Genomic DNA, 11391 nt, shown 5'->3' with positions numbered 1-11391 from the left:
ATTATAACATAAACAATTTCCTAATTCAAACCCTTATTTATGGCAGTATGAACTAAATACAACTAAAAAACTAAATATATACAAAATAGAATTAATTTTCTCTGTAAACGAGATATTTGGCTAATTCTTTAAAGAATTTTACTTTTTCTTCATCAAAACAGCTTAATGCTTTAATAGCATCTTTACATAATTGCTCTGTTTTTTTAACGGCCTCTTCAATTTCATAAAAAGTTAAATACGTTGTTTTATTATTTTCGTCATCACTTCCAACTTTTTTACCTAGTTTCTCTGAATCACCAATTTTATCTAAAATGTCATCTCTTATCTGATATCCAAGACCTATCGCTTTAGCATAAGTATTTAAATACTTTAATTCATCTACCGATGCCCCACCAATTATTGCTCCTGCTAGAATCGATGCTTCTATCAATGCAGAAGTTTTCTTCTCATGTATATATAATAAAGTACTTTCGTCTATGTTTTTCCCTTCTGAAATTATATCCACAACCTGTCCACCAATCATTCCAAAAACACCAGAAGATTCAGCTATTATCTTTAACGCTTTAATTTTTCTCTCAGATTTATCATTATCATTTATAATATCCTTTATCATTGTTTCAAAAGCTAAATTTAGCAGTCCATCACCAGCAAGTACAGCAATTCCTTCACCAAATACCTTATGATTCGTTAGCTTCCCTCTCCTATAATCATCATTGTCCATAGATGGTAAATCATCATGGATAAGCGAATATGTATGTATCATTTCTAATGAAAGAGCAAAATTAATAGCATCCCTATAATTTCCTCCAACTAGTTCACATGTTTTTAGTGTTAATATTGGTCTTAATCTTTTACCACCTGCAAATATACTGTATCTCATTGCTTCGAAAATTCTTTTTTGAGGTGTATTATATTTTGGTAGTATTTTATCTAGCTCTTTTTCTACTATATTTTTATATTTTTCTAATTCTTGCTTTAACTCCATACTATCCTCCTAAATACTATATAGTAAAATCTATTTCTTCATATTTTCCATTTTCTTTTTCTACAATCATTTTAATCTTCCCTTCAGCTTCATTCAGCATTCTCAAACAATGATTGTATAATTTAACACCTTTTGTAAACGCTTCTATAGTCTCATCTAAAGTAAGTTGCCCACTCTCTATTTTTCTTACTGTTTGTTCTAATTTTTCTAATGCTTCTTCAAATTTAATATTCTCTACCTCTTCTTTCACTTACTATCAACCCCTATTAACTTGGATTTTCCCATAACCTTTACCTTTATCAACCCATTACTTAATACTAATGTCAAAATTTCACCATCAATTACTTCATCAACACTTTTTACTATTTTTTGATTTTGTTTTATTGGTATTGCATATCCTCTATTTAAAGACTCTTTAGGGTTTAAACTGTTAAGTTTTTCATTTAAAAAAGTAATCTTGTTTAAATTATTATTAATGTATCTATCAATACTATTTAATAAACCCTTGTAACAATACTCAAGATTTTGTCTTTTGACTTCCATTTTTTCTGTAAACCTAGTACTTGCAATCAATATTTTATAATTATAAATTAAGCTCTGCCTGCTCCTTACATAGCTTTCATATGATTTTATTAACCTTTTGTATTGTAAAAAAATTCTTTTCTTTAATTCAATTATGTTTGGTACCACTAACTCAGCAGCTGCTGATGGTGTTGGTGCTCTTAAATCAGCTACATAATCTGAAATTGTGAAATCTGTTTCATGACCTACTGCTGATACAATGGGTATTTTAGATTGGAAAATAGCTTTTGCAACTTTTTCCTCATTAAATGCCCATAACTCTTCAATTGACCCACCACCTCTACCAACAATTATTACATCAATATCTTCTCTTCGATTAAAAAATTCTATTGCCTTACTTATATCTTCAGATGCTTTATCCCCTTGTACTAATACGGGATAAATAATTATATTAGCTGAAGGTAATCTCCTTTTCATGACTTTTATTATATCTTTAATAGCAGCTCCTGAAGCAGAAGTTACTACTCCTACTTTTTTGGGTAAATATGGTAGCTTCTTTTTCTTTTTTATATCAAATAAACCTTCATTTTGAAGTTTTCTTTTTAGTTGCTCAAATGCTAAATACAATTCTCCTAATCCGATTGGTTTGATATTTCTTACATACAACTGATATAACCCATCTCTTTCATATACAGAAACATATCCAGAGATAATTACATTTAATCCATTTTCTATATGAAATTTATTTTTTTGTACTTCGTTATTAAACATGATGCAATTAACTTTAGATTTTTGATCTTTTAAAGAAAAATATAAATGTCCATTTTTATGCCGCTTTAAGTTTGATATCTCACCTTCAACATTAATTGAATTTAAAATCGGATCATTGATTAGAACCCTTTTTAAATAATTATTTAATTCACTAACTGTTAAGGCTCTAATTTCCATCTCTTTTTAAATGCCTCCAATGTATTCTCTAATAACATAGCAATAGTCATTGGGCCTACTCCACCAGGAACAGGAGTTATCCAAGAAGCTCTATTTTTTGCTAAATCAAATTCTACATCACCAACTAATTTTCCATTAACTTTTGTAGTTCCTGCATCAATAACTACTGCTCCTTCTTTAATCATTTCCCCTTTTATTATTTCAGGTTTACCAACTGCTGAAACTAAAATATCAGCCTCTTTAACATGTTTAGCTAGATCTTTAGTGCGTGAATGACATATTTTAACTGTTGCATTTTCATTTAGTAATAAAATAGCTGTAGGTTTACCTACAATGTTACTTCTTCCAACAACAACTGCATTTTTTCCTTCGATTTCAATACCAGTTTCTTTAATTAATCTTATAATTCCTTTAGGGGTACAAGGAATAAACCCTTTTTCACCTAAGAATAAATTACCTGCATTTACAGCATGAAAACCGTCTACATCCTTTTCAGGTGAAATTCTATAGTTAACAATATTTTCATTAATTCCTTTTGGTAAAGGTAATTGTACTAATATCCCATCTATTTTATCGTCTTCGTTTAATTTATCTATTAATTCTATTATTTGATCTTGAGAAGTATTTTCACTCAAACGATGAACTTCTGAATACATACCTATTTTCTTACATGCCTTTTCTTTCATTGAAACATAAGTATGTGAAGCTGGATCATTCCCCACTAAAACTACTGCTAAACCAGGAACTTTCCCATATCTTGATTTAATTATTTCAACTTCTTTAGCTAAATTAGCTCTTATCTTTTTGGCAATTTCTTTACCATTAATAACATTGTCTTTCATAAGACTCCCCCTCCTATATTCCGTCTTTAGTTAATCCAAGATATGCTATTCCAACAGCATTATCAGTACAAAGTATTCTATCTGGAAAAAACAATTTTCCAATACCTTTTTTAACTATAGTTTCCTCTAACTTTTTCCTTATATAATTATTAGATCCAACCCCCCCTATTACTAAAATATCTTTTATTTTATATACTCTAATTGCATCTTCAATAATATTACTTAAAGATTTAGCAATGCAATTAAATAATTCTAATGCTATATTTTCTGGTCTAACTATTTTTTGTTTTATAATTCTTTTTAAAAAAGTCTCGGGACCAGAAAAATTTATCCATGTTCTATTAGTACTAACTGGAATATTCTTTTTTATAAAACTACCGTTTATTGATAGTTCGTCCAAATATGGACCACAAGGAAAAGGTAACCCTAACTCAATTCCTATTCTATCAATTAACTGTCCAGCACTAATATCTAGAGTACCGCCTATATGCTCTATTGAAAAATTATTTTTTTTGTTTTCTATAAGTAAAAGCTCTGTAGTTCCTCCTGAAATATGTAAAGCTAAAAATCTTTTTAAATATTGTATAGAACAATTTAAAATACCTGCCGCAATGTGCCCGTCTTGATGTGAAAACTCTTTATAATCCACACCTAAAGTCTTTGCTAATATAAATGCATGTCCTTGTGCGACCTTAAAAACTGGCATATAAGAATCAATTACATTTCTTGGTTTTATACTAGCTGATATAGTTTTTATTTTTTTTACATCAATTTCTTCTGCTATAAGACTAAACATTTCAGGTAAATTATTTATATGTTGGAAAACTGCTTCTTGCTGTCTTAATCCTAAACTTCCTTTTTTTACTTTTAATGGTTTCCTCAAATCAATAATTATTCTCCCTTCAGTATTTAGGACTGCAACAGAAGTTGTATATGCACTTGTATCTACACCTAGATGATAACTATCCATTAATATCATTCCATTCTTTTACAAAGCCACCTAGTAATCCATTAATAAATTTACTTGATTCTTCTGTACTATATTTTTTACTTATTTCTAGAGCTTCATTTATTGAAACTTCAACAGGTATATCTTCCATATACATTATTTCAAATATCGCTAGTCTTAAAATTGACAAATCTACTTTTGCTATCCTATTTATCTTCCATCCTTCTGAATATTTTTCTATCTTCGAATCTATTATTGGCAATTTTTCAATTAAACGTTCAAAAACTCTGTCTAGATATTCTATTTCATCTTCCTTCAACCGATTGTTTTTTAAGAAAATCTCTTTTGTTTGTTTTGAAAAGTCTTCATTTATCTCCATTTGATATAATAACTTTACAGCTGCTTCTCTTGCAATCTTTCTACTCATACTTATACACCTCATCTCTTGTTGTATTATTTTTCCTTATATTATCAGAAAATATGTATTATCTATATTTAGCTGGTGGTAAAATTCTATCAAGTATTTCCTTTAAATCTTCTCTTTTATCAATTTTATTTCCAAAATAATAACCAGCATAAACACAAATACAAATAAATAACGTTTTAAAAAACCCAATTAAAAGAATGATTATTGCAATTAAAAATCCTAATACACTACCAATTACTTTACCTTGATGTTTTTGAAATAATTCTATTAGTTTTTCTTTATACACTTTTAACACCTCTTATTTACTTAATTGTCCTAACTTGAGAAGCAATTTCGCTAATCTTAAACTTAACTTCTCTAACCTTAATTCCTGAACAGTTTTGAACATGTTCTTTTACTTTTTCTTGTATTTTGAAAATAATTTCAGGTATATTAACATTAGGACTAACTTTTGCATTAATCAATATTATTAGCTCATCATCAATTATTTCAATACTTGCTTTAACATCTCTTATTTCACTAAAATTATTTGTAATGCTATGAGTTAAACCTTCTATTGTTTGTGTTGATATCCTAAGCTCACCTAAACTTGTGTATTTTATTATATATTTACTCTTCTTATTATTCTTAACTCCAGAAAATAAAAGTCTTAAACTTATTAATAATACTGCTAAACCTATTAATACTAACCAGTAATTTCCTTCTATACTATTTAGGAAAATAACTACTTCATCAATTATATTACTTTGTATTGCATTAAAAGGTAATATAATTATAAAAATTGAAATTAATACAAGAAATATAGTAAAAACCGTAAAAACAATCCTATCAAATATGTTCATTATAACACCTTCCTTAAATATATTTAAATTAACCCTCTGAAAAATCAGAGGGTTTTAATCTTTTATCTAACTCTTGGTTGCAACTGTTGTTCTTCTTCCTTAGTTTCTTTTTCTATATGAACGCCTTGAACATGTATATTTACTTCTACTACATTTAATCCCGTCATAGTCTGTACTGCATTTTTCACGCTTTCTTGTATCTCCCATGCAACTTCTGGTATCTTAGCTCCATACTCAACAATTATGTACAAATCTATTGCAGCTTCCTTCTCTCCTACTTCTACTTTTACACCTTTAGATAAATTTTTTCTTCCTAACATTTCTGAAATGCCACCAGCAATTCCACCACTCATACCTGCAACTCCTTTTACTTCAGTTGCAGCTAAACCTGCAATAATGCCTACAACTTCATCTGCTATTTTGATTTGTCCATATTCACTAGCTTTATTATTTAATTCAGCCATTTACTTCACCCCCTAAAATCTGTACAATGACACATAAATATTATACCAAACCCATCAACATTTGACAAATACAACTAATACTTTTTCATTATTTTTATTGCAGAAGGTTCAAAGTTAGTCTCACTTTTGACTATTTCCAAAATTTTCATTACATCTTGTTCACTAAGAACATCTGCTGATACAATCACTCTTACACTATTATCTTTTAAAAAGACAAGTGCATCTTCAAACCCTTTAGCTTTTATTAAGCCTTCTATTAATAATTCTTTCTCGGAAATATTTCCAATTCTTATTATCTCTTCTTGTGCTTTTCTCCTAGTCTGTTCATCTGTCTTTTCATTATTAATAATATTATTTAGCCTTTCAACTAAACTTGCTCGCAATTTATCTCTTGAAAGTCTGTATTCTATAAAGTAATTATTACTCTTACGATTCTCTTCTCTTGTAATATTTTCTTCTATTGCATTTTCAGTTTTATTTGATAATAAAGATATAGAACTATCTTTGCTATCAATAATTGTATCATCCTTATTTATATTGTCATTTTGTACATAATCAGTTGAAATAGTTTCTACAGTTTTATTATCATCCATCAATACATCCTGTAAATTTTTATTTTCATACCTCTCATATTCACTTGTAGTCTCTAATAATGCCTGTTTAGTAATTGAATGATTAATATAACCTATAATTGTTAAGATTATTATTAGTGATACTAATAGTAAAGTCCTTTTCTTAATAATCATTCATCTATCCCCCCCATTAATTGCTAGTAAATACCTCTACTTTATTACCACTTATCCCTAATACTGTTTTCACAGCGTTATAAAGTTTTTCCTTAATATATAAATCATCTGCTCCTTCTGCTACAACAATAACTCCTTTTACTTTTGGTTTAACTTCTTTTATTATTACTAATGCATCATTATTATTGCCATTAATAACAACTTGTTCTGAATAATCTTGTTTAAAAACTTCTCTAATACCTCCCTTTGAATCTTTTTCACTTGTTTTTTCCTCTGTTTTGGCTGTATTGATTGCTGGTATCCTCTCAGCTGTATCTTCTAATGTTACCATAACTTTAACCTCTCCAACTCCTTTTATTTTACTTAAAATATCTTCTAATTTCTTTTCAATCGTATTTGCATAATCTTCTATTATTTCACTGCTATTTTTTGAAATATTACTTTCTTCATATAAAATTGTATCAGGTGTATTCTCTTTATTAGTTTTTTCTACTAAAGAACTAGTAGCTATTAAAATAATTGCCCCTAAAATAATAATTATCATTAGCGTCGTTATAAAATTATTATTATCAAACTTTTCTTTTAATAAATCGAGTATTTTCATAAAAATCCTCCTAACCTTTTACTGGTATATAATTGAAATGCTTTCTCTTGGAATCTTAAAATTATTTGAAATTAGTGTTTTAATTTCAGCTAATTTAGAGTTAATCTCCTCGCTATTTTTTATATTTTCCATCTTAGTGTTTTTCAATTTTACTTCTATTTCACTTACTGGTTCAATATTTATAGAATTCTTATCATAAGTATTATAATTTTCTATAGCTACATTCTCTTGACTTAATACTAAATTTATTTTTTTTATTTTCCCAAAATTCTCTGTTTCTTTCTTTTCAATTTCAATGCTAACTTCTATAACTTTATATTTAAACTTATCTTCTATAGTTTTTTTAATGTATCTTTTAATTTTATTTTTATATAATTCTATTGTTTGATTTTTCTGGTATATTCTGTAGTCATCTGTTATGTAAAAATTATTATCTGAATTTATTACAATATTTTTAAATACTTCTTTTTCTATATTTATATCATTACTTAGCAATTTTATGAATGGGTTTAATATTGTAATTATTAAAAGGAAACCAGTTGTAATATTTATGTACTTTTTCAAGTCGCTTTTAGGTAATATTATTTCAAGAAAAGTTATAAGTACAACTAACGTGACTATCGTAATAGTCCACTGTCGTAATAAATTTATCAAATGTACCACCTCTACCTTAACATAGTCGTTATATTCCCAGCTCCAACAATTATTGTAACAGCTATAAAAAACATTATACCTACTGAACTAATTACAGCAAATATCATCAGGAGAGATTTGGTGATTTCATTTAAACATTGGATTATTCTACTATCTGAAATTGGTTCTATTACAACAGTAGTAAATTTATAAATTAAAATCAATGATATTATTTTAACAATTGGAATAACGCAAATCATAAATATTAAAATTAACCCAATTACCCCAATAGCATTTTTTAGTAATAAAGAGCAACTAATAACAGTATCAATTGCTTCTGATAGAAAACCGCCTACAATTGGTATAAAAGAATCTACTGCAAATTTTGCTGTTTTAATAGTAACCCCGTCTAGTTTAGAAGTTGCAACTCCATGAATTGACATAATACCTAGAAAAACTGTTAATAACATACCTAATACAGTGGTTGTTATTTGTCTAATGACACTAGATAATTTTGATATCTGTACTTTATCAGATAATTTACTAATTATTCCTATTACTGCTGAAAAAAAAATCAAAGGTAATATAACATTTTTCATCAATGTGCTCATTATACTCACACTACCAAGAATAATCGGCTTAAAAATAGCTGCACTCGTAATTCCTCCTACTGCTAATAAAAGGGTTATTAAAATTGGCAACAAAGCCTGCATAAATAAAACCATTTGATCTATAGCTCTATTAGCTAACCCCATAGTAACCACAAAACTTTTCATTGCAATTGCAATTAGCAACATATAGCAAACATAAAACGCTAATTCACCAACCGTATTACTTTCAAAAGCATTTTGCATATTAGTTAATACTGCACAAAGAATTGCTAATATTAAAATCTGACCTAATAGTTTTGAATTTATAATTAGTTCTTTAAATATTAAGATCAGTAGATTATTTAGTACTTCTTCAAAAGAAAATATTTTTTCACCCTTTAATAATGATTTTATATAAGTTAAAATATCTATTTTATTTAAAAGTTGTTCATTATTTTTTGTAATATTGTCAATAATACTTTGTAATTCTTTTATATTTAACTTTTCAAGCTGTTCTTCTATGATATTATCTACTCCGATATTAACTCCATTATCTCCTACTCCAACAACATACTTTGGTACAAAACACAAAAATATTATTAATAATAATTTTAAAATCTTATTATTCATTGGTATCACCTAAATCCTATGGCATTATTTTTAGAATTAAATCTAATACTGCTAATAATATTGGTACCGATAAAGCCATTATCAATATTTTGCCAGCTAATTCAATTTTGGATGCTATTGTCTCTTCTCCTGCATCTCTTGAAATCTGAGCACCAAATTCAGCTATATACGCAATACCGATAATTTTAAGTATTGTAGTAAAATATATAAAGTCTATATCAATTCTTTGAGCTAAACTACTTAATACACTAATCACATAATTTAACTTTGTAACAACAAAAATAAAAATTATTAAACCTGTTATTATGCTAATTTGTAAAGATATTTCTGGTTTTTCCTGCTTTAGTAAAACAGCTAATATAGTAGCTATAATACCTATTCCAACAATCTGTACAATTTCCATAAACATCATCCTATCAATATAAGTTGAATATTGTTTTTACATTATCAAATAATTTACTAATCAAATTTATAACCATCATTAATACAACTACCAAGCCCACTAATGTAGTCATCATAGCTTGTTCTTCTCTACCTGCTCTTATTAAAACTTGATTTAGTACAGATACTAGAATTCCAATAGCAGCTATTTTAAAGATTAAATCAACATTCATATTAACTCTCCCTTCTTCTAAAATAAAAGGATTACTATAGCTAATCCTGTTAATATACCTAGGTTTTTGAAGAGCTTTTCATTTACCTGTTTTTTTAGTTCTGCATCTTTTTGACAATTTTTTAGCTGCATTAATACAAGTTTAAAATGTTTTTGTTGATCATCTGTATCACTAATTCCTAGAACTCTTCCTAATGACATTAAAGTTTCTATATCTTGAAAGTCTAGATATAATCTCTTAGATAAATTTTCTATCTGTTGAGAAAATGCTTCATATACATTAAGGTTTCTATTAGCTATTAATAAATCTTTTAAATCTTTAAATACAAAAGAGACACTCTTATCACATTTATTGTATACATTTTCTAATGCTTCAGGTAAAGGTGTCGAACAATATACAATTTCTGTTTCTAATAATTGTATACAACTCTGTAGCTTTACTAGATTTACGTATCTTTTATTATATTTGTTTGCTAAATAATAACCTATAAAAGTGCAAGAAAGTACTATTGTTATACTAGTAATTAGTCTAATTACAAACATAATCTATACCTCTTTCTTAATAATTGATTTATAAGTCTTACCATCTATGATATCCTCTATGGTTCCTACTCCTTTTCTATTACTTAATAATATAATTCTTTCAAATATATTCTCTTTTAAAATTTGTTTTAAATATGGTCTTGTTAATAGATCATTAATACTTTCGCCATGTACTGTTGATATGATCTTAACTCCTGCTTTTAATGCCTTGTGAATAGCAATTATATCCTTTTCTTCTCCTAATTCATCTGTAGCAATTACATTTGGAGACATTGACCTTACTAAAAGCATCATACCATCAAATTTATGGCAACTATCTAATACATCTGTTCTAAGGCCAATATCATTTTGTGGATATCCTTTGTAAATACCAGCTATTTCAGTTCTTTCATCAACGACTCCTATTTTCAAGCCATAAAAATCTAGTTTTGGAATACCATTGCTCAAATTCCTAATCAAATCTCTAAGTAACGTTGTTTTTCCACATTGTGGAGGAGAAACAATCAGAGTGTTATATATTGTATTTGGCTTCTTTATAACATATTTAATAACTTTATCAGAAACACCCTTTTTTTCACGAGATATTCTTATGTTTAAAGATGAGATTTCTTTTATTGTATAAATATTATTATTCCTATATATGACTTTTCCAGTAATACCAATTCTATGTCCACCACTAATTGTAATAAATCCATTTCGTATTTCTTCTTCAAAAGCATATATTGAATAATTACTTATTAATTGAAATGTATTTCTTATATTTTTCTCAGTTACTATATAAGCATCATATACCTTATCAGTTAAAACACCATTAGCTTTTATAAATAAATCTTTTCTATCATAATTAATAGCTAAAGGCCTTCCTATTCTTAGTCTTATTTCCTCAACCCTTTTTCTAATTAATAAAGGCATCTTCTTTAAAATGTTTGATAAGTCAATATCTAAATATCTTAATATTTGATCAAATCCATCTGATTTGTTATATAAATTGTTTTCATAAATATTAATCATTTGTTGTTCCATAACCTGTCCCCCCTTTATAAATAAGTATGA

17 protein-coding genes are annotated in these 11391 nt (G+C 27.3%); all 17 read right to left on the bottom strand.

Annotation, left to right across the window (positions count from 1 at the left end):
* Nucleotides 1–91: 91 nt before the first annotated feature.
* Nucleotides 92–985 carry a polyprenyl synthetase family protein gene (locus TR13x_RS01780; RefSeq protein WP_054870161.1) on the bottom strand — a complete coding sequence of 298 codons (894 nt, stop codon included), beginning with the start codon at nucleotides 983–985 and terminating at the stop codon, nucleotides 92–94.
* A 16-nt stretch (nucleotides 986–1001) separates the two neighbouring features.
* Nucleotides 1002–1235: an exodeoxyribonuclease VII small subunit gene (locus tag TR13x_RS01775; RefSeq protein ID WP_054870160.1), complete on the bottom strand. Its 234-nt coding sequence runs from the start codon at nucleotides 1233–1235 to the stop codon at nucleotides 1002–1004.
* Nucleotides 1232–2455 (bottom strand): exodeoxyribonuclease VII large subunit, encoded by a 1224-nt coding sequence (gene xseA / locus TR13x_RS01770; RefSeq protein WP_054870159.1) that lies wholly within the window; start codon nucleotides 2453–2455, stop codon nucleotides 1232–1234. Before xseA ends, TR13x_RS01775 begins: the two co-directional genes overlap by 4 nt.
* Nucleotides 2437–3297, bottom strand: coding sequence for a bifunctional methylenetetrahydrofolate dehydrogenase/methenyltetrahydrofolate cyclohydrolase FolD (gene folD / locus TR13x_RS01765; protein WP_054870158.1), 861 nt, complete (start codon nucleotides 3295–3297; stop codon nucleotides 2437–2439). The genes xseA and folD overlap by 19 nt, the downstream gene beginning before the upstream one ends.
* Nucleotides 3298–3310: 13 nt before the next feature.
* Nucleotides 3311–4267 (bottom strand): hypothetical protein, encoded by a 957-nt coding sequence (locus tag TR13x_RS01760; RefSeq protein ID WP_054870450.1) that lies wholly within the window; start codon nucleotides 4265–4267, stop codon nucleotides 3311–3313.
* On the bottom strand, nucleotides 4260–4673 hold the full coding sequence (gene nusB / locus TR13x_RS01755; RefSeq protein ID WP_054870157.1) for a transcription antitermination factor NusB: 414 nt from the start codon (nucleotides 4671–4673) through the stop codon (nucleotides 4260–4262). Before nusB ends, TR13x_RS01760 begins: the two co-directional genes overlap by 8 nt.
* 58 nt (nucleotides 4674–4731) lie before the next feature.
* A complete protein-coding gene (locus tag TR13x_RS01750; RefSeq protein ID WP_054870156.1) occupies nucleotides 4732–4959 on the bottom strand; it encodes a DUF2273 domain-containing protein in 228 nt (75 codons plus the stop codon).
* Nucleotides 4960–4975: 16 nt separating this feature from the next.
* Nucleotides 4976–5515 (bottom strand): alkaline shock response membrane anchor protein AmaP, encoded by a 540-nt coding sequence (amaP, locus tag TR13x_RS01745; protein ID WP_054870155.1) that lies wholly within the window; start codon nucleotides 5513–5515, stop codon nucleotides 4976–4978.
* A 62-nt stretch (nucleotides 5516–5577) separates the two neighbouring features.
* Nucleotides 5578–5979: an Asp23/Gls24 family envelope stress response protein gene (locus tag TR13x_RS01740; protein ID WP_054870154.1), complete on the bottom strand. Its 402-nt coding sequence runs from the start codon at nucleotides 5977–5979 to the stop codon at nucleotides 5578–5580.
* A gap of 74 nt (nucleotides 5980–6053) precedes the next feature.
* Entirely contained in the window at nucleotides 6054–6725 is a 672-nt protein-coding gene (locus TR13x_RS01735) for a SpoIIIAH-like family protein (RefSeq protein ID WP_054870153.1), read from the bottom strand.
* Nucleotides 6726–6741: 16 nt separating this feature from the next.
* Nucleotides 6742–7329, bottom strand: coding sequence for a hypothetical protein (locus tag TR13x_RS01730; protein WP_054870152.1), 588 nt, complete (start codon nucleotides 7327–7329; stop codon nucleotides 6742–6744).
* An 18-nt stretch (nucleotides 7330–7347) separates the two neighbouring features.
* Nucleotides 7348–7983 (bottom strand): stage III sporulation protein AF, encoded by a 636-nt coding sequence (spoIIIAF, locus tag TR13x_RS01725; protein ID WP_054870151.1) that lies wholly within the window; start codon nucleotides 7981–7983, stop codon nucleotides 7348–7350.
* An 11-nt stretch (nucleotides 7984–7994) separates the two neighbouring features.
* A complete protein-coding gene (gene spoIIIAE / locus TR13x_RS01720; RefSeq protein ID WP_054870150.1) occupies nucleotides 7995–9182 on the bottom strand; it encodes a stage III sporulation protein AE in 1188 nt (395 codons plus the stop codon).
* A gap of 16 nt (nucleotides 9183–9198) precedes the next feature.
* On the bottom strand, nucleotides 9199–9585 hold the full coding sequence (gene spoIIIAD / locus TR13x_RS01715; protein ID WP_054870149.1) for a stage III sporulation protein AD: 387 nt from the start codon (nucleotides 9583–9585) through the stop codon (nucleotides 9199–9201).
* Nucleotides 9586–9598: 13 nt separating this feature from the next.
* Nucleotides 9599–9796, bottom strand: coding sequence for a stage III sporulation protein AC (gene spoIIIAC / locus TR13x_RS01710; RefSeq protein ID WP_035161176.1), 198 nt, complete (start codon nucleotides 9794–9796; stop codon nucleotides 9599–9601).
* A gap of 17 nt (nucleotides 9797–9813) precedes the next feature.
* Nucleotides 9814–10338 carry a stage III sporulation protein SpoIIIAB gene (gene spoIIIAB / locus TR13x_RS01705; RefSeq protein ID WP_054870148.1) on the bottom strand — a complete coding sequence of 175 codons (525 nt, stop codon included), beginning with the start codon at nucleotides 10336–10338 and terminating at the stop codon, nucleotides 9814–9816.
* 3 nt (nucleotides 10339–10341) lie between these two features.
* A complete protein-coding gene (gene spoIIIAA, locus TR13x_RS01700) occupies nucleotides 10342–11361 on the bottom strand; it encodes a stage III sporulation protein AA (RefSeq protein ID WP_082394743.1) in 1020 nt (339 codons plus the stop codon).
* Nucleotides 11362–11391: the final 30 nt, after the last annotated feature.

The organism is Caloranaerobacter sp. TR13, from assembly GCF_001316435.1.
GTDB lineage: Bacteria > Bacillota > Clostridia > Tissierellales > Thermohalobacteraceae > Caloranaerobacter.
Note: the sequence above shows the minus strand (reverse complement) of the source record. Positions and strands in the feature narration are given on the sequence as shown.